This is a genomic window from Pontibacillus sp. ALD_SL1, from assembly GCF_017355605.1.
Genome location: NZ_CP062975.1, coordinates 456,682 through 478,572, shown reverse-complemented (window position 1 = coordinate 478,572; position 21,891 = coordinate 456,682). Strand labels below are relative to the sequence as shown.

Below are 21,891 nucleotides of genomic sequence, written 5' to 3'. Positions count from 1 at the left end.
TTGAACTTCAGAAGGAACATGGACACTTTTAGGATATTACATGTAAAAGGAAGGTGGAACTCTTGAACAATCGTTTACTGGACACAGGTCTATTTATGATGTGCTTTTGTTGTATTTTACTTTTTACATCTTTTATGATACGAATTTTGATTCTTTCCACGCTCGTTCGTTCTTTGTTTTTATTTTTACTAAGTATTTTACTAATCGGCCCACCTGTATTGTTCATAACAAAAAAAATCAAGAAAATTCAATTCCTTAAAGGTTGGTCTAAAATTCGGAATGGTCGAAAGGAGGAGACAGGATGTTAACATTTTATAAAAAATTTGGCAGATCATTTTTTGATATCATCTTAATCGGACTGACGTTTCTTGTTGGAGCATTTTTATTTCAACAATTCATAAGCATCACAGCTCCCATTTGTATAGCCATTGTCTTATATTATATATTGAACCCCATCACGACCTTTTTCCAAAAAAGAGGACTCAAAAGATGGGTGGCCTCTCTTTTCACCACTACTATTTTTTGCGCGACGATGCTTGCTGTTCTTTTTACTTTTGGGTTAGCTTTATTCGCAGAAGTTCAAAGTGTCATAAATGCCCTTCCCAAGTATACAAAACAAGCAGAAGAACTCATTATTAATGGAGTGGAGTACATCCAAAACCAAGTTGAAAACCTTCCACCCGAAACCTTTGAATCCATCAAATCCTACATATCCACATTTCTTGGACAAGGATCAAATTATGTGACATCCTTCTTTCTTGGCCTATTAACCGCTTTTGCATCGTTCTCAAAAGTTGTTTTCAATGTCTTCCTTGGGATTATCCTATTTTTCTTTTTAAGTATAGATCACGAAGAGTGGATTTCTTTTTTAAAGAAAAGTACACCAAAAACCTTCAAGAAAGCATTCTCATTTATGAAGAACAACGTCATTAGAGGTTTGGGTGCTTATGTAAAAGCTCAGCTTATTCTAGTTACGTTTACATTCTTAATTGTTTACATCGCCTTCACAATTTTAGAAGTAGACAATGCCCTATCCATGGCTTTGTTTGCAGCAGTCCTGGACCTTCTGCCTGTCGTTGGTATGCCTCTGTTATTTCTTCCATGGGGTGTGTATTCGTATTTTACAGGCGGAGAGTTGTTTGCCTTTAGTTTAGCGGGATTGTGGATATTCATTTTCATATTCCGACAAATTTTGGAGCCGAAAATAGCTGGTGATTCCCTGGGGGTTTCGTCTTTCACCATGCTTTCTTCCATGGTGATATCCATTACTGTTTTCGGCGTGATCGGCCTCCTGCTTACCCCCATCTTCATCGTCACGATTAAAGCCTTATATGAAGAAAAGCTATTGAGCAAATGGATTCATGCGCCAAAAGACGAATACGAATCATGAATGAAACACAAAAAGGAAGGATAACCCTTCCTTTTTGTGTCTACACTTATGTTTGAATCATCACTCGCGGGAAAAACCAATATAAAGCTTCTGACCACCACATTTTAATCCGTTCGACGGCATTTCCAGTCCATTGGCTTCCCTTTTCCAAAAAATCCATCGTTACAGACTGCAATTGAGGCAAAAACTCGGGAGGGTGTTTTTTTACCATATGTAGCGTCGTTGACACAGCCCTTTCCGCATTAGAGGGGACCACGCTCTTTAATTGTCCCCCTCTTTGAACCACCATGCTGCTTGACCCACCCCCATCCAAATTTAAAGCACGATCAACGCCTAATCGGGCGACATATGAGGCGAACGTTGCCATGTCCATTGCACTTTGGGATGTAATAAAAAACACATCTTCTCCTTTTACACCGACAGCAGTTCTGTTTGCAATGGCTGTTGCCCTTGGGCTCTTTAAGTTTATCGTTAAATGGGGCTCGCCGTCTTTCACAAGCAGAGGGCCACTACCCACAATATACCGAGCATTCATCCACTTTTCATTAATCATGGGGGCAATGTCAATTTGATCACCAATTCTTATACGTTCACCAAACTCCTTGGACAAGTCCCCGCCATGTATGGAGATGATCGCGTGCTTTTCCTTAGGATCATACTCCCCCTCTTCACCATATGGGTAAATTTCTACCACACGGCCTTCATAACGGGTTCCGTATGCCAAGTTCCCAGACTCGCTTAACTTTACGACAATTTCCATCGCGTACTTGTTTTTCGATTTTGAAGTCCCCCAATAATGATCACTATATATGATAACCTCCCCTTCTCTTTGTTTACGATTGATGGCATCCGCATTGTAAGCCTTCCCTTTATGTTCAAAGGTTACAGTTGTTTTATACTCATCAATTAAAGGGAGCCCTTCCTCTGTAATCCCGAACGCTATCGGTTTAAAACTATAAGAATAATCATCCAGACCAAGAATTTCACCAGCAATGATCTCATTTTCCTGAACCAACATATATATAGGATCTTTCGTAGTACTCATATAAAAAAAACCAGCATTGATGGAACCATAGACTTCACCAACTTCATTGTTCACTTTCTCTGCTTGATTACTTGTTCTTGACAGAGAAGAGAGTGGACTAGGAATAGATAAATAAACCTCACTCAAGGGATCGGAAGTGTCCATTTTCAACGCCCTCACCCCTTCCCCGTCCACTTCCACTACACGTTCAGCCGCCGCATGCATAGGGCTCAACCAAAACAAACCAAATACACAGATTAATAAAAATACCTCCTTCATCCTCACGCCGCCCCCCTGATCTTTTCCATATTTTGAATGGTAAAAGATGAGAAATGAAGGCGTATTAGTTGACTTATTTTCAAATTGTATTATAAGGGGGGCAGATAGAGAGAAGTTTGACGTTTTTCTTGGCGCCGCTTAACGCGGGGTCTTTTTTTAGGAAATATTCAAATCTAAAAGAATGAGTAGTAAAAACATATAAGGATGATGAAGAATGAAACTATTAGTTCAAAAGTTCGGGGGCACATCTACTGTATCCAGGGAATCGAGAGCTCATTGTGTAGAACACATCAAGAGGGCAGTTGACCAAGGCTATGCCGTAGTGGTTGTGGTATCAGCAATGGGGAGACTCGGGAGCCCATACGCAACAGACTCCCTTCTCTCATTATTAGAAAATGAACCCCTATTGGCGAAAAGCGAACTAGATCTTTTCCTTTCAGCTGGCGAAACAATATCAGCAGGAGTCTTTTCAAATGCTCTGCTCAACAGCGGAATTCGAAACACCATTTTAACAGGCGGGCAAGCAGGCATTATCACGGATAACCAATACAACAACGCCTCCATCCTTTCCCTCAACCCGCTCCTTTTAAAAGAAAAACTGACCCAATACCCTGTTGTGCTTGTACCTGGGTTCCAAGGGATAACAGAGGACGGGTTCCTAACAACACTCGGGAGAGGAGGGAGCGACACAACAGCAAGCGCTATTGGGACTGCTTTAGAAGCAGAGTTTATTGATATTTTCACAGATGTAAATGGCGTTTATACGGCTGACCCGAATATTGTCAAAGAGGCTCAACCACTCCTGTCTATGACGTACAACGAATCTTGTAATTTAGCAAACATGGGAGCCAAGGTTATACACCCGAGAGCTGTTGAGATGGCTATGAAGGGAAACGTACCTATACGCATACGTTCAACATTCTCCAACGAAACAGGGACCATGATTACCTCCTACACGAAGGATCAATCTTACAGAGAAAACCTCATTACAGGAATCACTCAGACGAAAGGAATTAAACAATTCACGGTTTTGCGAGAATTCGATGACACTCTTTTTCCTCTAAGAGTTTTTAAATGTTTAAAAGAACAAAAAATAAATGTAGATTTTATTAACATTACACCTGACCATACCACGTTCACTATACAGAAAAATGATGAATCCTTATCGAGGCATCTTTTAGAAAACTCCGAGGGATACAAGGTCCAAATACGGGAAGAATCATTAGCGAAAGTAGCCATTGTTGGGGCAAACATGAGCGGGGTTCCTGGCGTTATGTCAAGAATTGTGGAATCATTAACGAAAAGCAGCATTGAAATCTATCAGTCCGCTGACTCTCATTCCACCATCTGGGTCCTCATCCCTGAATTAAAAATGAACCAAGCCGTGCGTATCCTTCATAATGAATTCATTCTTTCAAAAAACCGTCTGCAATCATGACGGTTTTTTATTTGTTTCCTCAATGAATAGTTCTTCCTCATCCCCTGTTTCATGAATTCGATAAATACGTTTTTCTTTAATATGAACGCGATATTCATACCCCTCCAAAGGCGTAATTACCCCTCCTGTTGCTACATTTCCGTTTTCTGTCCCTAAATAGGCGTCAATGTACGTTCTGCCAGGGAATATGTAAAGGTTGTAACCCTCACGATCAATTTTTCCTCTCACTTCCTCAACACTATACAAAAGGTCCCTAACCGCTTTTTCATCAACGCGGTCCTCATCATTAATTGCTTCCCCTTCTTCTATATCGGAAAAGTCAACAGCTACTGGGACCTTTTGCATGTTCATAAGATCTGCCTGAGAAGGAATGTACACTTCTTCGTCATTCGTTGAATATACTTTTGGCTCCTTTTCTTTACACCCCGTAATCGATAACACCATCATCAGGAAAATGACTATATAACTTCTTTTCATTTGATTCCCCTCCTCATTGCCGATATTTTAAGCCGAAAATGAAAAAAATCCATCTTTTTTGATGGATTCAATTAAAAGGATTATTCTTTTCTAACCATTTTCTGAGTTTCTTTTTAGCTCTTCGCTGTTGCATTTCAGGCACTTCTTGAATCATTTTCGTATGGCTCTGTCCAAACAACAAATTCCTTACCTCTTCGCTCGTTTCCGCTTTTTCGGATAAACGTTCATGAATACGGTCATATTTCTTCTTTTTCTGAAAAGAAAGTAAGCCCAAACCGACTCCCCCTTTATAGATTGAAGCGTGCTTCTTGTGTGGTTCTTAAAGGTCTGTCGAATGAATCTCTAACCAATAAACTGCCCAAGCGTTTCATTTCTGCTCATACACTTCAATCTTTTTAAAGCTTTCATCTCTATGTGGCGCACCCCTCCCTCGGTAATTCCGAGCAATTTTCCCGTCTGTTTTAAGGTAAGGCGCTTCCCCCTGATCCCGTAACGGCAGCGAATAACGAATGCTTCTCTTTCAGGCAAGGCAGACACAAGCCGATTAATCTCTTCCATCGTTTCGGACTGCTCCATACCGTCAGTTGGAGAAGCATCAAACTCCTGCTCAACAAAATCTCCAACCGTACTCCCCTCTTCATCGCCGACAGGAGTTTCGAGCGACAAAGGGCCTTTGGCCACCCATTCCCACTCTTTCACCTTATCCTCACCTACTTCTAAATGCTCAGCAATCTCCCTTGTATTAGGCTCCCTTCCTAACTCCATCAACATTTCATATTTCGTTCTTTTGTATCGCTTCACGCTTTCAGCCATATGCACAGGAACACGGAATGTTTTCGACTGGTGAGCCAACGCTCTTAATATCCCCTGCCGAATCCACCACGTAGCATATGTACTAAACCTATACCCTTTGCGGTAATCATACCTAGCAGTGGCTTTCATCAGACCAATATTCCCTTCCTGAACAAGGTCATTTAAATCAACCCCTCTACCTTTATATCTTTTAGCCACACTTACCACCAAACGAAGATTTGCTGTAAGCATTTTTTCTTCTGCCTCTGCATCCCCTTTTTCGATCCGCTTCGAGAGCTCAAACTCCTCTTCCGCCGAGATCCGTTCGAACTCACCGATTTGCTGCAACCATGTGTTAAAGCTATCCTTACTACCAACCTCCTGTTTGATGTGCACATTCCCTTCTTTTTTCATAATCCCAATCCCTTTCTTCATTTTTCCTATTATACATTCGAAAAAAGTAGATTTGTAAATAAATACCAATATAATTAGACCGAAAGGAGGTGCTGAGGATGCTCCGTTTTCATCTTGTTTATTTTGAGTTCAGTCACGGCTATTGGCATGGGAACTGTATTGCTTTTGAAGAAGAAAATCCTGAAAAAACGCTTCAAATCGAGTTTATTTATAGGGACCGTTGCTCCATAAAGAAAATAAAACCAGCCTATCACGACCGCGATCGCCTCACCAGAGCCTTTCATTCGTATTTTCAAACTGCCTTAAACCCTTTTGTTACAGAAAGAGAATCCTTTCCTATTCCTGTAAAATTCCACACTTTTGAATACCTCCCCCACAGATCCAACCAACATAAAATTATTATTCGGTTTACGCTTAAAGAGGTTAAAGAACTATTCACCTTAACGCTTACCTCCAAAAAACAGCGCTGGCATTACCATATATCCTCTGCAACAAAACCTCTTTCTGATTATAAAACGTGTCTGTCATGGGAAGACCACGTTATGAAATGCTCACTGGAAAACCTTCGATGGATTAAGGACATCCGTCTTCTTTTTGTCTCAGCACCAGTGGTCTACAAATACAAAAGGGACGGCTAATCGCCGTCCCTTTATCGCATACGTTTTATAGCTTCTTTAATATCTTCTTTTAACACGCAAATTAACTCTTCTTCTGGTATTTCCTCTTTTGAGCTCATACTCAACCTTTCCATTTGAGCATCTTCTATATAACGCACAAAGTTACTGGACCACCTGCCATTCCCTTCGAAGTGTCCGTTTTGTTTCTCAGCATATTGCTGAATACAATCCGACAATACCTGCTCTTCTTCTCCGCTAATTTGTAAATTATTCTTTTTGATCAAATGCTTCGATATGTCCACAATATCTGATGTCGTATAATTTTCAAAAGGGAATGAAAAGCCAATCCTCGACCTAAAACCAGGATTCAAATCAATCATTTCGTCCATTTCCTTCTCATAACCAGCCAATATGACCACAAGATTGTCCTTGTAGTTTTCCATACAAGCGATCAATTCAGCAATCGCTTCTTTTCCAAATGAATCATATTCGCCTCCGTGCAACGAGTAGGCTTCGTCTATAAACAGAATTCCACCCATTGCTTCTTCTACTTTCGCCTTTGTATTCGTGGCGGTATGACCTTGATATTTCCCGACAAGGTCTGACCTCGATACCTCAACAAATTGACCGTTTGACAAAATTCCAGCCCCCTTCAAAAACTTTCCGATGATTCTTGCCACCGTTGTTTTTGCTGTTCCTGGAGGACCCATGAACACCATGTGCAGTCTGGCTCTGTCACTTGTTATCCCTTTTTGTTCTTTCTGTTTTTGAATCGTCAGCCGATTCAACATCCTTTTCACTTCGGTCTTAACTTCATCAAGACCTATCAAACTTTGAAGTTCATCGTAAGCTTCATCCCTCACACTCTTTAATCCCTGTTGTTCTTCCGAATCCTTGTTTTTGTCTAATGCTTTCTCCACATCATCAGGCGATATGAGCGTGGTTTCTTTTAGGCCAGGTTGCTTCCCAATTCGTATGTTCAGTTCATCGATGATTCGATCTACCATTTTTTCAACACTTCTCGCATTTCCGCTCATCATGCCTTTTTTAGCTTTCGATTTAATTTCTTTTAGTAGCAAAAATTTAGCTTCTTCACCTATGCGATATCCATAAGAGCTAAGCATACGAAGGGAAATGTCTAAGAGTTCATCAGGTGTAAAATCCTGAAAGGAAAAAACCTGAGCAATTCTTGATTCAAATCCAGTATTCATCTTCATCAACTTCTTCATCTCAACCGTATAACCCGCTAAGATTACGACAAAGGAGTCTTTATGATCTTCCATTGCCTTAATTAAGACATCAATGGCCTCTTGACCAAAATCCCTTTCAGACTCCTTTGCAAGTGCATACGCTTCATCTATAAACAACACACCGCCCATGGACTTTTTTATAATTGACTTCATTCTTTGCTCTGTTTCCCCTATGTGAGTACCCACGATTGAGGAACGATCCACTTCATTGCATACATTTTTCTCCAGATACCCAAGAGAATAGAGCAATTTCGAGACAATTCTTGCTACTTGAGTTTTACCTGTCCCAGGAGCCCCCGTAAACATCATGTGAAGCCTGGCCTTCCGCTTTTTAACTTTTCCCCTGTTTCTCAAACTCCCTCTCAGCTGTTCAATCAATCGTTTGATTTCATACTTCACTTCACTGAGCCCGACCATTTGCTGAAGATCATTCCACGAACGCTCAAATACTTTCCATCGTTCAGAAATGTCTTCATTCTGAGCGAACAGCACCTGAAACTGGAGAATATCAGGCATGACCCGTGGCGATGATTTCTTTTCAATATCTCCCTTTACCTCTTTAAAAAACTGCGAAAGCTTAGGGATGTTCACAAACAAATCTAAAACTTGCGTGTTTTCCCAATCCAAATAACTGCTCACAGCATCCGCAAACACTCTCACCTCTTCGTAGGAATGGAATTTAGTTAGAATCGTTCCTGTTGCAATATGGTCAAGGGCCCACAACCCATCCTTGCGTTGGTGAATGCCTAAACCATCTACAATGAGCTCCCCCTTAACGTGTCGATCCTTCCCTCCCTCAAGAACCATGTAACGAACTTCACCATTAGAGCTCATGGTCTCTCGGTAGAGAAAGTTCTTTCTTTTACTTACGTGATGCTTCGTTTTCAGTTCAGAAAAATACTGGTACTTCGGCGGGATCTTTTCCTGAATATAGCGAACGAAATCGTCTTCTTTATCCCACTCTCCCATGTTTTTTAACGTATTTGCCACCATTTTCGCTTCCTCTTCCTTTTCCAAACTCATGACAATACTCTGAGGTTTTTCTTGCCAGATGTCCCAATACCCCTCTTCATCTTGTTTCAGATACAGACCTGGAGCTATGATATGTTTTTTAGTAAATACACCCATCATAACCGTCTCCCTTACTGTTTTTTTCTATTATACTTTATTTTGAAGTAATTCAATTATTTTCATAGCCACAACTTCTCTCCCCCTCACCCTCATGCTATATTATGATTGCTTATAAAAAATAGTCGAGGTGACACGAATGAAACGTATAATTGTAACGGCTCTTTTGCTTCCTGCCGCGTTATTGCTAGGCGCTTGCCAGGATCAGTCAGAACCCCTTGTTAAGATTGGGGACAACACCATTACCAAAAACGATCTCTATACCAAAATGGAAGAAAGCGTCGGCAAACAGCTCTTAACAGAACTGGCTTATAAAACTCTACTAGAAGAGCATTACAACGTTGATGCGTCTGATGTGGATGCGCGTGTAGAAGAACTGAAAAAGCAATATGCCCTGGAATCAGAAGAAGATTTCCAAAACTTCCTCCAAAGCTCAGCCATGACAGAGGGTCAGCTTCGTGAGCAGTTAGAATTAGGCTTACTATTTGATGAAGCCCGATTTGATGGCGTGACCGTAACAGACGATCAAATTCAAGAATCCTACGAAGAAAGAAAACGAAGAGTACAAGCGAAACACATTTTAATGGAAACAGAGGAAGAAGCCAAAGACATCCTCGCTAAATTAGAAAACGGCCTTTCCTTTGAAGAAGCCGCAAAAACGTATTCCAAAGATACTGCCACAAAGGACAACGGAGGCGATTTGGACTTTTTCGGAAAAAACGAGGGAATGGATCCATCATTTGAAACTGCTGCGTTTTCGTTGGAAGTGGGAGAAACATCTGACCCTGTCGCCACCCAATTTGGATATCACATTATCCACGTAACAGACGAGCAGATCGTTCCATTTGAAGAATTAGAAGAGGCATTACGCGCTGAACTGAAAGAAGCCAACTCGAAATCACTCGGTGAAATTGTTGAAGACTTACAAAATAAAACCAAAGTTACGATCAAAGATAAAAAGTACGACACACTATTTGATGTGCAAGAAGAAGAAAATCATAACCACTAAAAAAGAGGGGGGTCCCCCTCTTTTAATCTGTAATCTCGAACGAATAGACCAACTTTTCAGTAGCCGCATAGGATGAAAGACTATTTGTGTATGTAGCCAATGATACTTTCATATTATTCAGATTATCATTTTCATGAACATTCATGTCCGTTCCTTCCTTGATCTGATTAACCGCACGAACCACATTCACAAACCCTTTTGCGTGTCTCTCCGCTACATCTGACAACCCCTTGTGAACATCTAACAGCGTTGTGTCCTCTATATCAAACGCTTTCGTATCAATACTCGCCTTTATTACATTCATTTCCCCTGCAATTTGAGTCACCCCTTTTTTCATCTCTTCATTGGATATCGCCGAGATCCCAAATGAACTCGACAACCTTTCCCATTCACTGGCAATCTTATAATAGTCTTTAACGGTTGGGGTGCTCCAATCAATATACTGGTTAAACGAGATCTGCTTTTCTTTCAGAAGAGAAACCTCCTCGAGTTTTAATTCGGCTTCCTCTTTTTCCACCTCCGTTAGATTCGGCAATTCATTGAGCTGTGTATACAAACGTTCAGCTTCTGTGTAATTCATAGCGGAATATGACTCACTCGCCGCAGCCAGAACTTCCTCTTTCTTTTTCCCTCGCGCTTCCCTTAACTTTCCAGCCGTGTCTGGGTTTTTGCTATCCAGTTGCAACGCTTTCATATAGAAACTGATCGCATCGTCATATTTTTCTTCTGCCAAGGCTTTATCCCCCTGAGTTACGTATTGTTCCATTTCCTTTGACCCGCACGCAGCAAGGAAAAGACAAAACGTAAGGAGCACTGCTGTTGCTTTTCTCATGTTACCCCCTCCCCAATATGAACTCTTTATAAACCGTAACAACAATAATGACAAGTTTTTTTTATGATTTATGAGAAGCGAATTGATCAACACGAATAAATATCTTTTTTTTACACACATGTCAACATTATAGATATAATAATCCTGAACAAAAAAGAAAGGATGATCCTAATGATCTACAACCAAACAAAAGCTTCAAGAAACTATTTTGCTGGGAATGGCAGACCGACATTCAGATACGAGATTACGAGAAAAGCAGGAGCTTTAGTCATCACGACGTCCAGAAAAGCAGAAGAAAACATGGTGGAGTTCGACGAGATTGCTGGTATGTTCGAACAATATTTCACCGATGAACATCTTCTGCAACTAGAAAATCTGGAAGATGGAGCCCAAGTAATCGTTACGTATAAAGAGTCTAAGTTTGTTTGTCAAAAAAATGAAAACGAGCTTTTCATTCAATCCATGTGGGGGCTAAATAAAACCCGCTCCTGGATGAAATCCATGCAAGTAGTCAACTTATAAATCGGTTCTCTTGAACCGATTCTTTCTTTTTATGATAAACTAAAGACAAACACAGCCGCGGAGGGGAAGATGATGAAAGAAATTCGCCATGTAAAGAAAACGATTAACGGAACAACAGAAGAATACACCATCTACTTTGAAGAATCCGTCCCATTTACGTTGCGCCAGTTGGGATTACAAGAAAATGAGGTAACTGGGCCCCTGATCTCTCTCTATGCCAAATTATCAGACGGGGAACACATGGTTTATCATGAAGATAAGAACACCGTTCTAAAGATTAAACGAAAGAAAGACTCCATCTTGCTCGAAAGCATTAAAAAGTTAACAGCCAGTATAGACCCTTATATGAAAGTTACCATCTATTCAAAAAATGACTGATTCTCAATCAGTCGTTTTTTTTATTTCGCTCTAACCAGATTTGATAACCTGCCTCTATCTCGGCAACGCCATCTTCCGCTGAAAGCGTTTCAAGGGCCATATCTATAAAAATTTGATCCAGAATGGTTTGATCTCTCCTGATAAATCGCTCGCTTAATCCCAGGCACTTATAAAATCCATTCACCAAATCTCTCTTGTGTTCACCTGAAATAAACCTGGCTTCCCCTCCAAAAAGATCCGTAATCGCCTTATCAATATGTAGTATGCATTGATTGATTTTTAAAAAAACCTCCGCTATTTCCACTTTATCAAGAGGGATGATGCGTCCCAAGGCATTTAAGTGAGTGTTTTTCACTTCTTTAAGAACATAAGATCGCTTCAATCCCTCCTCCATAAAATCTAATTTTATATCTTCTATTTGTTGTTCCAAACAGCCAGTGAAATCCTCCCCATTCGTAGAGTTTGCACAATAACCATATTCTTCTCGACGGACTCCTATCAAGTCCAGCGCCCCCATCCACAACTCTTCATAAACAGAGCGAAACAGCTCGAATTCTCCAGCTGCTTTTGGAAACAATTCTTCCAGCCTCACTTCCATATCTTGATCGAGCGTATAGACGTGTTTCATCATCCCTAATAGCCCTCTTGCTTGTTCTTCCATAAATCATTTCTCCTCGTTTCTTTCATTATAGAAAATAGATAAAGGGGGTAGAAGAGGCCATTACCGCACAAATTCTGAATTTGCCACCGTGTAATGGTATACACCTTGTTCGATAAGGAATGATTCTTCTGCGTAAAATGGATAAAAAAAAGAGATCGGACACGGATCCGACCCCTTTGGCGTTAAAACGTGGGCAAGTATTCAAAATTATTGCTTTCGATTCCATCTGGCTCACTTCTTACGATATCCCGTCCGTACTTGTGAACAACATCAACATGGAACAACTTACCTGCTTTCGCTTCTTCTAAAGCCGTTACATAGTCTAATTCTCGACCTGTATGCGTTTTGAAAGCTATGATATTGTCCTCCTCATTCCTGCGGACCGCCACGATTCGTTCTTGGCCCTTCATTTGCTTGGGGAGTTCTTTTACCGCATTGATTTTACCTTCTTCTTTATATTGGTTGAAAACATCTTCGAAATGACCATCCATCATCATCACCTCACCTCTTAGTATGAGGTATATGGCTGATTTTTATCCCTAGTTCAATCCACTTTTGAAGATGCCATACCAAGCCTATTTGTCCGTCTGGCGCGCTGCTTTTGGTCTTTCCCTTCAGAACAAGATTCATGATACGTGCTCTGATCAAATGGTCATCATCATCATCAAACCAATCCCACTCGTTTCCCCTTCATAATGATAGCGACTCCTTACCACTTCAACTCCTTTTTCCGTCATAGCTGCCATAAGAGCCAGTTCATGACGATGAGCGCCAGCTCCCTCAAAATCCTCCTGGCGTATTGCTCGTTTATTTGTTTCCTTACCCAACGTGAAAACAATCACAAATTGAACCCCCGTTGCATCACTATATGCGCTCAATTCTCTGATCCGCCCCATCCACCCCTCTGAAAGGAACACGATGTCGAAAGCTTTCATTTCATCTAAAGAAGCATTGGGTTTCCGCTCCAGTGCACATAAAGCTTTTAAGTGTGATGGCAACTCTCTCACCATGCTTTTGACGTGATTTACGTTCGTCGTACCGATTAACGATATAGTTCCCGCCATTTTTCTGCCCTTTTTCATTCAGATCACCCTTTCACCTTTAAAATGATTAAACGAAGTATAGCAAAACCCACAAAAAAAGACCCCTTCATGAGATCTTTTTTGACTTATGGGTATCTTTTATCCGTTCTCCGAACACGTCCGCGGCTTCCATATCAGCAAATTCAGCAGTTACCTGCACCATGGCACAGTTGTACAGATAATCAGCCTTTCTAATTTGTTGAGACGTTCCTGAATTTTGAATCTCTAAATAAAGAGGAAGGAATTGATTCAAAAAGGTCAGAGCTACTTTGATCCCTTGACGATCCACGTTCGTTTTGAAATAGCGATAAGCATTATGCAAACGCTGGTTCTCCTCCATACGTACCCCTCCTTTTTTCTTTTCATCGTATCATCTTTACGGAAAAAACGTTCACATTTGATTCAAAATAAGCAGTGACATCCTCACGGGATTGAGTTCCCGTGCTTCCCTGTGGAAGTTCGGTGGTGACTTGCTCAGAATGAGGCACGTCTCGCGACGTTCCAGTTGTTCCATTTCTGACCACTCTTCAATACAGACACCATAGGTAGAGTCACAACTACCCTCCTGTTCAGGGTTATACCTAACAGGCACACTTGCTATCAAACGTTGTCTATCTCTTATTAGGAGCTAGACAACTACACCGCAAGAGACGTGCTACTGGCAATATTACGACTTGCATTCAAATCAGCATGGCAAGTGTAGTTGCATTTTTTGCACTTAAATTTATCTTTTTTTCGATTTTTCTTTTCGACATGCCCACAGTTAAAACACGTTTGTGATGTGTACCTTGGGTCCACATACACCACCTGAACGCCACATTTTACCGCTCGTTCTTCAATAAACTGCTGAAGCTGATAAAATGCCCAGGAATGGATGGTTTTATCGGATTTTTTCATGCTACGGCAAGTCTTTCGGATGGTATACAGATTTTCCATTTTGATTACAGGGCGTTCAAAACCCATTGCAAACCCAACAATGTTTTTAGCCAACTTGCGGTTGTAATCTTCCATCCAACGGTTTTCTTTTTGCCCTAGACGCTTAATGGCACGCAGTGCTTTACGCTTTCCAAGCGATCGTCTAAGGGAACGAAAATGTCTTCGGGTGTAACCGACCTCTTTGCCACTAAAAAACTGTCGTTTTTTGCTGTTTAATTCAGAAACCACAGCTAAATGACGTAGGCCTAAATCGACGCCTATATACGATTTTGGCAACACGGAATAGGTTTTGATTTTGGATGATAATTCAATAGGGATGGCAACAAACCAACTTTTGTTTTTCCTCAACAATTGAATGGTGCCTCGGAATTCTCGATTTACATCCACACGTACATCCTTTAGGGTTGTTTTCCCTGTCTTTTTGCTCTTTACTTTTTTCTTTTGTTTCCTCCTTTTCGGTTCAAAATACGGGAAATATGTTCTCGTTATCGCATTCTCTTCAACAGGAACGTACTTTTTCTTTTGATCCACCACAAAACCAATGTACCAGCGTCCATTCTTTTGTTTTGTATCCCAGTTTTGATTGTTAATGGAAATAGGCAGTTTGCTTTTGAACTGGGGCACAGAACCTGCCAAACTTGTATTAAAATCAGAAACCGCCTTTTTGGCTCTTCTTATCGCTTCGTTCACAATGGCGGACTTCAAATCGGCAGGCACATTGGACGAAGAAAGGGTTTCCCCCTTTAACAATCTAGGGATACACTCATTTACACAAGAAGCATACTTTTGTTGTGCGTATAACCATTCTTTGTGTTTTTTGGTTGTTGGATTTTTGATTTTTATCAATTGGGTAACCGTTGCCATGGTCTCACCTCCTATTCCTATTATATGCATAAAGTAGGGAGATATAAGGCCTCCGATTCATCTCGTCAAACGAGCGTTCTCGGTTTAAAACATAAAACTTCCTTGACTTTATGACGCACGGTTTATAATAAGGCAAAACCAAGAAAGAGGGATGTTTATGTTTTATGAACATTATATTTTACTTACGCAAGGTTTAACGCAGTACACACTAATCGCAGATTTAGCGATCTTTAAACCGTTAGGTGTTTTAGGTTCAATTGCGGGATTTTTATCCTACCTACAATACCGTCAAAAAAAACCAGGCAAACGAATGAAAAACAAACCTACCTCTTCAACAAAAAAAAGGGGCTCAAAAGAATTTGAAATAAAAATCGGAGCCTTCGAATTCAGATACAAAAAGCGACATTACTAATACAAAAACGGTCCTTTCACAGAACCGTTTTTTTGATCCACTAACTTAATAGAGGCATCCACATATCAGGCGTGATGTGATTATTCAATGCCTCATCAATCTTAGAAGCCCATATGAACGGATTTTCAAAAAATCCTATTTTAGTAATCACCTCTTTATATCCCTCTACCACCATCATCGCTTCCTGGTGCGAGTAATGAAACACATCCACTAAACTAGCAATTACCTCTCTTTCTTCTTGGGCAAATTCATGAATATTCCTCATCCTGCACTCCCCCTTGTCGAGAAAAGTCTTCGGAGTAGTAAAAAACCCGTAAGACGTCCAAAAGTCTGCATGTTTTAACGGTTCAGCACCTCCTCTTGGTTACGGATATCTTTGCACTTGTATACGCTTTTTCTATCTGCTTGTCAATCTTTTTTTTGAAAATGTGAGTGCTATCCATCCAAGTAAGAATTAAAATCTGCTAAACTACACTATCACTTTAGGAGGAGGGAGAAAGATGCTAAAACATCTTATTTATTCATTTTCCCAATTGGACGATGATATTTTAGGAGAACTTTTACACACAGACCCCGTTCAAATTATGGAATGGCGGGATAACGGGGATTTGATATCCATCATAATGGAAACGTTCCAATCCTTAAATTCGGAGCAACAAGAAGAGTGGTTGGAAATCATATAACTTTTTTACTTCATCAGACTATAAAAATCCCCACCAAAACAATTGCACTTAGCAAAAAGCCTCCGACCGTTTCTATTATTTTTCGTTTTTCAGTTTTCTCTTTTTCATCTATTTGATTCTTCAAATCATCTATTTTCTTTTCAAGTTCTTGAATTTGCTCTTCATGCTTACATGTTTGCATCATATGCCCCTCCTTTTTTATTTCATTGGTTTTGGAGGAGGGGGTTCCCTTCTTTAAACACTCATTACCTTCATAAATACAATCAAAAATTAGGACATTGATTATGTTCAAAAATTAAAATCAGACATTAGGGCTATTGCAAATCCTCCAAATCTCTTATCTCCGTTGACTTCCAGCTATTCATGGATTATGAAATTTATGAATTCTAATAAAACTGATTCCATGTGAACATCAAATGTTCCTCTTCTGTAAAGTTTTATGTCTTACCTTCCCTGTTTTTTTCGAAGCATGTAATGATTCATTATCTTGTGGATAGAGAATTTTCTTCTTGTTCCTTATTTTTTTCTTCTGTGGATAAGTAACGAAAAAAAAGAAGATAACCTGTTTAAAAAAACAGGTTATCTTCTAAAATCGGCATAGCGAAGCTTTGTTGTTGGATCGTTTTGAAACTTTGACCTAAAAAAAGACAGACGTCTCCCTTGTATTTATGAAGCTAATTTTTTCTTCATCTCAGAACGCACGAATCCTCCGAAATTATGGATCACTTCAGCCTGTTCAGAGTAAAAGCATTCTTGTTTTACATTTTGAAGTGTAGTCATTAGCATAGAAACCCCGTATTCAAACGCAAGTTGAAGAAGGTCTGTTTCATCCTGCTTATTGATCAATCGATCGACATCCTCTAATTCCTTCTTAATGGATATCATATACTCTTCTTTTTTCTTTTCTTTAACGGTTTGACCATAAAAGGACTGATCCATTGTAAACGTCAAACGGTCGTCCTGATAGGAAGCGCGGAACATGGATGTTTCCTTTTGGGACAATTCTCTTACCTTCTTTTTATACTGGACATGTTGTGGTAAAAACGTCGTTAAATTGTTGTATGACAAAACAGAGGCAACATGATCCCCTCTTTTTTGACGCTGGATTTCATCACTATCGTAGACAAGGATTTTACGAAGCTCCAAACGAAGAAGATTGACATCTGACATGCCGATTAATTGCTCGAAAGCACCGTAGTATAAGGATAAGTAGTACCCTTGCGGATAGTCTTCTGAAATATGAGCATATTCTTCAATTTTATAATTCAGCACGCCTTGCTCCTTATGTCCATAACAAAGTAACCCAGCCTTCTCTAAGGCTGCGTTATTGTTTCGGACAGAACGCACACTACACCCAATGTCACGAGCGATTTGGTGTTCGCTTACACCAAGAACCATCCCGTTCCCGTCAGCTATAAAGTGAATGTATATGTATTGAAGGATCTGTAATTTAGAAAGACGTTTTTTTTGTGCGATATATACAGGCGGCTGGTCAGCAGCCTCCTCTTCTTGCTTTACTCCTTTCAGACGAGCAAGCCCTTCAAGAATGTAAGATAACCGTTCCTTTTGAGCTCCTGGTTCCATGGAATGAACCATAGCTTGAGCTGTATGGTAATAACGATGAAAGTCCGATTTTGCTTTCTGTATGTATTCTTCCGCAATATGAGGAGCACATTTCAAACGTCCGTCTTGATATAGATCTTTCATGCGTTGCTGCAATTCCTCTTCGGATACCTGCTGATCCTGAATGTCGTCATGACGCATGTGCCCTGGAAAAGGGACAATCTTTTCGTCGCGAATTTCTTGCAATGTTTTATAGATTTCAACAGAACCAGACAATCTTTTCAACACAGGCTTACTAATTCTAGCAAATTCTTTCACTCTCATCGTTTCACCTCCTGACAGCCTTATAACTGACGTCATTATAGCAAGACTGCTAAAAGCAGGTAAATACGACGTTATTTTCGCTAAAATGGAGACACTTTCGTGCAATGCCCATCAAATCAACCTCTTATCTCCGATACGCTAAAATGGAGACATTTCACCACGGTAGGCGGTGTAATGGTTTTTTGGTAGGTTTTATGCCTCATTTTTCAGTGGATAATTTTTTTTTATGCTGCCCAATACGCCAAAACGGAGACATTTTTCGTTATTTTCGTCTTTTTTCGCGTCCCATACGCTAAAATGGAGACATTTTTATGTTTATAGTCGTATTTCTTGTCGCATACCGATAAAATTTGTTCTATTTTATCGAAGTTCATACGCTAAAATGGAGACATTTTTAAAGTTTGTACGCCAAAACGGAGACATTTTGTTTCTGGATATCCCTACGCATCTCCCATACGCTAAAATGGAGACATTTTTAGAGTTCATACGCCAAAACGGAGACATTTTTAGAGTTCATACGCTAAAATGGAGACATTTTTCTGATTTACGCATAGTTCACGTGAACCTCTCGACATCGAAATACCGAGGATTCCCGCTTGTTTACCTAAAAAAATAACCCTCTTCATAAGAAGGGTTATTCATTAAATCCAAGTGACATTTGTTCTGTATCTATCATTTGAGTGTTTTCACCTAAAAGATCTACAATTTCATAGTTTTGTATAGGAAGGAATTTTATATAAAAGTATTCATTTTTTCTTTGAAAACTTTCCACCGTTACCCCTCGGTCCACAAACTCCTGTAAGCATTCTTCGATCTTTTTCATGTTTTCTCTTTTACGTGAACGTTTTAATTGCATGCGGTGGCAAAAGAACGAATAGGTTAATATTGTTGTTTCATTCTCACTTCTCAACATACTTAACCTTCTTCTCTGTAAAGGAAATATAATTAAATTGGATAAATCATGTTTCAATTTATTCAGTTTATCTCCATACATATGTGTAACCTGATTGTTGATAAACTCTTGTTGGATGTCTTCATTAACGGTTACCACAAACTCATTTGTATTTTCTGTTCTTTCGAGTTTGTCAAATAAGTGAAAGATTTTATACCCATTATCTCCTTGAATGATATGAAATGTGATATGCGCCATCTTAATAAGGCCTTGCTCAACGCGCTCGTACCGTTGTTTAGAGGTATCATTGAATATGTCTCGAACAACTTGACCGCTATCAATATAAATCTTCTGATCACTAATAAAATCAATGTTACGGAAAGAAAGAACAGACTGAAAAATTTTTCGATCCGTAGAATCTAACTTCCTTAAATAAAACTTAACAACATCCTCGTTCTCAATCATATCTTTCTTATACATGGTTTTAACCGTAAATTCATCATCGGGGCTATATTCACTTGTTAAATAAGGTTGTCCGTCTAATTCAATTCCTTCATCAGAAATAACAGGGCTTTCTCTGGAATAGGGGGCGAAAATCCCCTGACTGACAGAGTCATTTTCTCCTTTTATAACGTTTCGAAGGCTAGAAGTGCTAAATTCATTTAACAAAACATCCGCAATGACAATGGAAGCATCTGCATTCCAGGCATTTTGAGCCGCTTTTTTTGTTTTATACATGAAAAAAGGATACTCGGTTAAACGACTGTCCTTATCCTCTTTCCAATCTCTCGTTTCTTCTAATCGGATCCTTTTTAGATCATCTATATCGACCGCATTGTAAAACGTTTTAAACTTTTCTTCCCCATACATCGTAAGAAATTTTTCGGCCAATTCCATTTCTTTGACGATATCCGTTCTTTTAGAATCGCCCTCCATCACACTTTTAGAAATGGTGTTGAACCAGCGTTTTTTATTTTTTTGGATCGCATCCTTGTTGATTTTATAACGAACTTCTTTCGCGTCCTTGTCTTTGAACTGCTGAACAATCAAATGTTTAATGTGATCCTCAATGTCCTCATCAAACAATTTATCAAATATACTATTAGACGTGTTACCTAACTCATTTTTTACAACTTTAACCAAATAACTAGGGATTTCAGACATATTATCACCTCTCCCTTTTGATAATGTTCATTATACAAGATTCACAGAAGCTTTGCATAAGAAAAAAGAAGTGGTAATAAAGACCACCACTTCTTTCATATGATGAAAGCGCCTTCCTTTGTGAAGATTAATTCTTCCCCTCTTTGCATATTAAAACACATGTTTACTTTGTCATATGTAAGCCTTCCTTTAGCTCTTTCTTTAACCTTTTCAGCTTCTGTTCTTGTAAGGATCACGATGTTATCATCTGTTGTTAAAACAAACCCTCTGGGATTGCTTTTAGATTCTCGCTTAACCTCTGTTTCCCAACCATTTTTGACCCACACGCATTCATATCGAGGGCATCCTTTATACGTTTTAACCGTCCATTTCATTTCGTTTCGATTGTAATGGATCCTCACCTTTATTCCCAAATGCCCCGCCCCCTTTTGGTTATTATAGTCTTTTTCTCTCATACCCCCTCCTTTTTTGACATAAAATCCTTGTATACTGTGTAAAACAAAGAAGGGTGGTATACCATGACTGCTAAGATCCACGAGTTTTATGTGTGTTTGTCAGAAGAAGAAAACCATTCGTACCTCAGACTTCAAAACCGTCAGAAACAGACCGATGATACGAATGCTGTTCTCTCGTCTCTTTTTTTATCCAAAACATCCTCTCTTCAGTATTTGCTCTTTCAAAAAATTAACACATGTATGAAAGAGGGGAAGTCCGTGGTGGTTCACCACTCCTCACAAGAAGCATGTGACCACCTGCGTCAAAGCTACGGCCGCGGGGACGTTTTTTTTACAGCAGAACCCTCCCCATATCAGTGTGATGTAATCATTCACCTGGATCACCCCAACAAACAAGCTGTCGAGAAGCGGGAAACTCACGCAAGTCCAAATGAGATAGTGCACATGCTTATATCTGGCACACAACAGGAATTGGAATACTATAAAACCAAAAAATAAGCCCCTTATAAGGGGCTTATTTTGTGTATTTATTCGCATAGCTGCTGGCCACAATGGCTTCAGGCTTAATGACAGGCTCCATACCTAACGATTCGATTCTTCCAACCATTTCATTCACGAAGACCCTTGTTTTGTTCCGTTTCCCCTCACCAATATCAATGTGTCCCTCAATGGAGAACGAAGCCCCTTTATAGATATGAGGCAGCACGATGGCAATGAGTTGTTCTTTGATCTCTTCGGTGAACAGCCCTGCCACTTCTTCTGTCAATGAAGTTTCATGTGAGATACGTTCATGGAGCGCTCTCATTTGCCTGGGAACATTAACCTTACGAACACAAGCCCATGCCCCTTTTCCGATTCGTTGTATAACGACTCCTGTTATAAATCGTGTGTTGTGGGTATGAACCTGCGAATCGGTCCCCACCATCAGCTTATATTCACCAGTCGGATCCTTCTTCATAAAAGCAACAATGTGGGTAACAACATCTTCAAACGACATACAGTCTCTCGTAAGGTTATAAAACTGAACAGACGCCATCTAATCCCCCCTTCTAATTGTATTTCAAATAGAATCTGAGGTTCCTAGAATTTATAGAGACAACCTTTTCACCAGTTCCTTCGCAAACCAGTTCAAACCTTTATGAGCCAGTTGCTCGTTTTCAAATGAAACGTTTGTTAGTGCTTGTTCTGCTATACGCTGCGCTGTTTTCTTATCAAGGGGAGTGTTTGCAAACTCCAACAGGGCCCCTGCAAGTTGATCCCTCAACATGTAAGTCTGATCCTCCATCCTATTCTGCCCCTTTTTTT

The 21,891-nt window shown here is 39.9% G+C and carries 27 protein-coding genes; 9 read left to right on the top strand and 18 right to left on the bottom strand.

The window, feature by feature from the left end:
- The first annotated feature begins 301 nt into the window (after window positions 1-301).
- Entirely contained in the window at window positions 302-1,390 is a 1,089-nt protein-coding gene (gene ytvI / locus IMZ31_RS21590; protein ID WP_207530505.1) for a sporulation integral membrane protein YtvI, read from the top strand.
- 46 nt (window positions 1,391-1,436) lie between these two features.
- Here ytvI and IMZ31_RS21585 read toward each other — a convergent pair whose 3' ends face one another.
- Window positions 1,437-2,693, bottom strand: a complete 1,257-nt coding sequence (locus IMZ31_RS21585) for a phosphodiester glycosidase family protein (RefSeq protein ID WP_207530504.1) — start codon at window positions 2,691-2,693, stop codon at window positions 1,437-1,439.
- Between the two features lie 214 nt (window positions 2,694-2,907).
- On the opposite strand from IMZ31_RS21585, the gene dapG reads away from it, so the two are divergent.
- Complete coding sequence (gene dapG / locus IMZ31_RS21580; protein ID WP_207530503.1) at window positions 2,908-4,131, top strand: aspartate kinase; 1,224 nt, start codon at window positions 2,908-2,910, stop codon at window positions 4,129-4,131.
- Here dapG and IMZ31_RS21575 read toward each other — a convergent pair.
- The 3 genes from IMZ31_RS21575 to IMZ31_RS21565 all read right to left on the bottom strand — a co-directional run bounded on the left by IMZ31_RS21575 (window position 4,126) and on the right by IMZ31_RS21565 (window position 5,814).
- Complete coding sequence (locus IMZ31_RS21575) at window positions 4,126-4,608, bottom strand: hypothetical protein (protein ID WP_207530502.1); 483 nt, start codon at window positions 4,606-4,608, stop codon at window positions 4,126-4,128. The genes dapG and IMZ31_RS21575 overlap by 6 nt on opposite strands.
- Window positions 4,609-4,675: 67 nt before the next feature.
- Window positions 4,676-4,882 carry a hypothetical protein gene (locus tag IMZ31_RS21570; RefSeq protein ID WP_207530501.1) on the bottom strand — a complete coding sequence of 69 codons (207 nt, stop codon included), beginning with the start codon at window positions 4,880-4,882 and terminating at the stop codon, window positions 4,676-4,678.
- A gap of 68 nt (window positions 4,883-4,950) precedes the next feature.
- Window positions 4,951-5,814, bottom strand: coding sequence for a sigma-70 family RNA polymerase sigma factor (locus tag IMZ31_RS21565; protein ID WP_207530500.1), 864 nt, complete (start codon window positions 5,812-5,814; stop codon window positions 4,951-4,953).
- A gap of 98 nt (window positions 5,815-5,912) precedes the next feature.
- On the opposite strand from IMZ31_RS21565, the gene IMZ31_RS21560 reads away from it, so the two are divergent.
- Window positions 5,913-6,452: a hypothetical protein gene (locus IMZ31_RS21560; protein WP_207530499.1), complete on the top strand. Its 540-nt coding sequence runs from the start codon at window positions 5,913-5,915 to the stop codon at window positions 6,450-6,452.
- 11 nt (window positions 6,453-6,463) lie between these two features.
- Here IMZ31_RS21560 and IMZ31_RS21555 read toward each other — a convergent pair whose 3' ends face one another.
- Window positions 6,464-8,809, bottom strand: coding sequence for an AAA family ATPase (locus IMZ31_RS21555; RefSeq protein ID WP_207530498.1), 2,346 nt, complete (start codon window positions 8,807-8,809; stop codon window positions 6,464-6,466).
- A gap of 139 nt (window positions 8,810-8,948) precedes the next feature.
- On the opposite strand from IMZ31_RS21555, the gene IMZ31_RS21550 reads away from it, so the two are divergent.
- A complete protein-coding gene (locus IMZ31_RS21550; RefSeq protein WP_207530497.1) occupies window positions 8,949-9,818 on the top strand; it encodes a peptidylprolyl isomerase in 870 nt (289 codons plus the stop codon).
- A gap of 22 nt (window positions 9,819-9,840) precedes the next feature.
- Here IMZ31_RS21550 and IMZ31_RS21545 read toward each other — a convergent pair whose 3' ends face one another.
- The gene (locus IMZ31_RS21545; protein WP_207530496.1) at window positions 9,841-10,650 is read right to left on the bottom strand and encodes a tetratricopeptide repeat protein; all 810 of its coding nucleotides are present in this window, start codon (window positions 10,648-10,650) and stop codon (window positions 9,841-9,843) included.
- Window positions 10,651-10,821: 171 nt separating this feature from the next.
- Between IMZ31_RS21545 and IMZ31_RS21540 the strand changes: the two genes are divergently transcribed.
- A complete protein-coding gene (locus IMZ31_RS21540; RefSeq protein WP_207530495.1) occupies window positions 10,822-11,172 on the top strand; it encodes a hypothetical protein in 351 nt (116 codons plus the stop codon).
- A gap of 72 nt (window positions 11,173-11,244) precedes the next feature.
- Entirely contained in the window at window positions 11,245-11,550 is a 306-nt protein-coding gene (locus IMZ31_RS21535; protein ID WP_207530494.1) for a hypothetical protein, read from the top strand.
- A 7-nt stretch (window positions 11,551-11,557) separates the two neighbouring features.
- Here the strand turns inward: IMZ31_RS21535 and IMZ31_RS21530 are convergent, their stop codons facing one another.
- The 5 genes from IMZ31_RS21530 to IMZ31_RS21510 form a co-directional block, all read right to left on the bottom strand.
- Complete coding sequence (locus tag IMZ31_RS21530; RefSeq protein WP_207530493.1) at window positions 11,558-12,211, bottom strand: hypothetical protein; 654 nt, start codon at window positions 12,209-12,211, stop codon at window positions 11,558-11,560.
- Window positions 12,212-12,393: 182 nt separating this feature from the next.
- On the bottom strand, window positions 12,394-12,705 hold the full coding sequence (locus IMZ31_RS21525) for a DUF3892 domain-containing protein (protein WP_207531574.1): 312 nt from the start codon (window positions 12,703-12,705) through the stop codon (window positions 12,394-12,396).
- 150 nt (window positions 12,706-12,855) lie between these two features.
- Window positions 12,856-13,293, bottom strand: a complete 438-nt coding sequence (locus tag IMZ31_RS21520; RefSeq protein WP_207530492.1) for a hypothetical protein — start codon at window positions 13,291-13,293, stop codon at window positions 12,856-12,858.
- 67 nt (window positions 13,294-13,360) lie between these two features.
- Window positions 13,361-13,633 (bottom strand): hypothetical protein, encoded by a 273-nt coding sequence (locus IMZ31_RS21515; protein ID WP_207530491.1) that lies wholly within the window; start codon window positions 13,631-13,633, stop codon window positions 13,361-13,363.
- A gap of 296 nt (window positions 13,634-13,929) precedes the next feature.
- A complete protein-coding gene (locus IMZ31_RS21510; RefSeq protein ID WP_207530490.1) occupies window positions 13,930-15,093 on the bottom strand; it encodes an RNA-guided endonuclease InsQ/TnpB family protein in 1,164 nt (387 codons plus the stop codon).
- Between the two features lie 157 nt (window positions 15,094-15,250).
- Here IMZ31_RS21510 and IMZ31_RS21505 point away from each other — a divergent pair, with 157 nt between their 5' ends.
- Window positions 15,251-15,505, top strand: coding sequence for a hypothetical protein (locus IMZ31_RS21505; RefSeq protein ID WP_207530489.1), 255 nt, complete (start codon window positions 15,251-15,253; stop codon window positions 15,503-15,505).
- A gap of 40 nt (window positions 15,506-15,545) precedes the next feature.
- Here IMZ31_RS21505 and IMZ31_RS21500 read toward each other — a convergent pair whose 3' ends face one another.
- A complete protein-coding gene (locus tag IMZ31_RS21500; RefSeq protein WP_207530488.1) occupies window positions 15,546-15,770 on the bottom strand; it encodes a hypothetical protein in 225 nt (74 codons plus the stop codon).
- Between the two features lie 235 nt (window positions 15,771-16,005).
- On the opposite strand from IMZ31_RS21500, the gene IMZ31_RS21495 reads away from it, so the two are divergent.
- Window positions 16,006-16,188, top strand: coding sequence for a hypothetical protein (locus tag IMZ31_RS21495; RefSeq protein WP_207530487.1), 183 nt, complete (start codon window positions 16,006-16,008; stop codon window positions 16,186-16,188).
- A 13-nt stretch (window positions 16,189-16,201) separates the two neighbouring features.
- Here the strand turns inward: IMZ31_RS21495 and IMZ31_RS21490 are convergent, their stop codons facing one another.
- The 4 genes from IMZ31_RS21490 to IMZ31_RS21475 form a co-directional block, all read right to left on the bottom strand.
- On the bottom strand, window positions 16,202-16,369 hold the full coding sequence (locus IMZ31_RS21490) for a hypothetical protein (RefSeq protein WP_207530486.1): 168 nt from the start codon (window positions 16,367-16,369) through the stop codon (window positions 16,202-16,204).
- Window positions 16,370-16,854: 485 nt separating this feature from the next.
- Entirely contained in the window at window positions 16,855-18,075 is a 1,221-nt protein-coding gene (locus IMZ31_RS21485; protein ID WP_207530485.1) for a helix-turn-helix domain-containing protein, read from the bottom strand.
- A 634-nt stretch (window positions 18,076-18,709) separates the two neighbouring features.
- Window positions 18,710-20,131, bottom strand: a complete 1,422-nt coding sequence (locus IMZ31_RS21480; protein ID WP_207530484.1) for a hypothetical protein — start codon at window positions 20,129-20,131, stop codon at window positions 18,710-18,712.
- Window positions 20,132-20,226: 95 nt separating this feature from the next.
- Window positions 20,227-20,544: a hypothetical protein gene (locus IMZ31_RS21475; RefSeq protein WP_207530483.1), complete on the bottom strand. Its 318-nt coding sequence runs from the start codon at window positions 20,542-20,544 to the stop codon at window positions 20,227-20,229.
- Window positions 20,545-20,649: 105 nt separating this feature from the next.
- On the opposite strand from IMZ31_RS21475, the gene IMZ31_RS21470 reads away from it, so the two are divergent.
- Window positions 20,650-21,084, top strand: a complete 435-nt coding sequence (locus IMZ31_RS21470; RefSeq protein ID WP_207530482.1) for a hypothetical protein — start codon at window positions 20,650-20,652, stop codon at window positions 21,082-21,084.
- A gap of 16 nt (window positions 21,085-21,100) precedes the next feature.
- Here the strand turns inward: IMZ31_RS21470 and IMZ31_RS21465 are convergent, their stop codons facing one another.
- Window positions 21,101-21,622 (bottom strand): ribonuclease H-like YkuK family protein, encoded by a 522-nt coding sequence (locus tag IMZ31_RS21465; RefSeq protein WP_207530481.1) that lies wholly within the window; start codon window positions 21,620-21,622, stop codon window positions 21,101-21,103.
- A gap of 51 nt (window positions 21,623-21,673) precedes the next feature.
- Window positions 21,674-21,871, bottom strand: coding sequence for a hypothetical protein (locus tag IMZ31_RS21460; protein ID WP_207530480.1), 198 nt, complete (start codon window positions 21,869-21,871; stop codon window positions 21,674-21,676).
- Window positions 21,872-21,891 lie beyond the last annotated feature (20 nt).

Bases quoted from the DNA above. Each gene is read 5' to 3' on its own strand.
- ytvI (WP_207530505.1), top strand. From the start codon at position 302: ATGTTAACATTTTATAAAAAATTTGGCAGATCATTTTTTGATATCATC.
- IMZ31_RS21585 (WP_207530504.1), bottom strand. From the start codon at position 2,693: ATGAAGGAGGTATTTTTATTAATCTGTGTATTTGGTTTGTTTTGGTTG.
- dapG (WP_207530503.1), top strand. From the start codon at position 2,908: ATGAAACTATTAGTTCAAAAGTTCGGGGGCACATCTACTGTATCCAGG.
- IMZ31_RS21575 (WP_207530502.1), bottom strand. From the start codon at position 4,608: ATGAAAAGAAGTTATATAGTCATTTTCCTGATGATGGTGTTATCGATT.
- IMZ31_RS21565 (WP_207530500.1), bottom strand. From the start codon at position 5,814: ATGAAAAAAGAAGGGAATGTGCACATCAAACAGGAGGTTGGTAGTAAG.
- IMZ31_RS21560 (WP_207530499.1), top strand. From the start codon at position 5,913: ATGCTCCGTTTTCATCTTGTTTATTTTGAGTTCAGTCACGGCTATTGG.
- IMZ31_RS21555 (WP_207530498.1), bottom strand. From the start codon at position 8,809: ATGGGTGTATTTACTAAAAAACATATCATAGCTCCAGGTCTGTATCTG.
- IMZ31_RS21550 (WP_207530497.1), top strand. From the start codon at position 8,949: ATGAAACGTATAATTGTAACGGCTCTTTTGCTTCCTGCCGCGTTATTG.
- IMZ31_RS21545 (WP_207530496.1), bottom strand. From the start codon at position 10,650: ATGAGAAAAGCAACAGCAGTGCTCCTTACGTTTTGTCTTTTCCTTGCT.
- IMZ31_RS21540 (WP_207530495.1), top strand. From the start codon at position 10,822: ATGATCTACAACCAAACAAAAGCTTCAAGAAACTATTTTGCTGGGAAT.
- IMZ31_RS21535 (WP_207530494.1), top strand. From the start codon at position 11,245: ATGAAAGAAATTCGCCATGTAAAGAAAACGATTAACGGAACAACAGAA.
- IMZ31_RS21530 (WP_207530493.1), bottom strand. From the start codon at position 12,211: ATGGAAGAACAAGCAAGAGGGCTATTAGGGATGATGAAACACGTCTAT.
- IMZ31_RS21525 (WP_207531574.1), bottom strand. From the start codon at position 12,705: ATGATGGATGGTCATTTCGAAGATGTTTTCAACCAATATAAAGAAGAA.
- IMZ31_RS21520 (WP_207530492.1), bottom strand. From the start codon at position 13,293: ATGAAAAAGGGCAGAAAAATGGCGGGAACTATATCGTTAATCGGTACG.
- IMZ31_RS21515 (WP_207530491.1), bottom strand. From the start codon at position 13,633: ATGGAGGAGAACCAGCGTTTGCATAATGCTTATCGCTATTTCAAAACG.
- IMZ31_RS21510 (WP_207530490.1), bottom strand. From the start codon at position 15,093: ATGGCAACGGTTACCCAATTGATAAAAATCAAAAATCCAACAACCAAA.
- IMZ31_RS21505 (WP_207530489.1), top strand. From the start codon at position 15,251: ATGTTTTATGAACATTATATTTTACTTACGCAAGGTTTAACGCAGTAC.
- IMZ31_RS21500 (WP_207530488.1), bottom strand. From the start codon at position 15,770: ATGAGGAATATTCATGAATTTGCCCAAGAAGAAAGAGAGGTAATTGCT.
- IMZ31_RS21495 (WP_207530487.1), top strand. From the start codon at position 16,006: ATGCTAAAACATCTTATTTATTCATTTTCCCAATTGGACGATGATATT.
- IMZ31_RS21490 (WP_207530486.1), bottom strand. From the start codon at position 16,369: ATGCAAACATGTAAGCATGAAGAGCAAATTCAAGAACTTGAAAAGAAA.
- IMZ31_RS21485 (WP_207530485.1), bottom strand. From the start codon at position 18,075: ATGAGAGTGAAAGAATTTGCTAGAATTAGTAAGCCTGTGTTGAAAAGA.
- IMZ31_RS21480 (WP_207530484.1), bottom strand. From the start codon at position 20,131: ATGTCTGAAATCCCTAGTTATTTGGTTAAAGTTGTAAAAAATGAGTTA.
- IMZ31_RS21470 (WP_207530482.1), top strand. From the start codon at position 20,650: ATGACTGCTAAGATCCACGAGTTTTATGTGTGTTTGTCAGAAGAAGAA.
- IMZ31_RS21465 (WP_207530481.1), bottom strand. From the start codon at position 21,622: ATGGCGTCTGTTCAGTTTTATAACCTTACGAGAGACTGTATGTCGTTT.
- IMZ31_RS21460 (WP_207530480.1), bottom strand. From the start codon at position 21,871: ATGGAGGATCAGACTTACATGTTGAGGGATCAACTTGCAGGGGCCCTG.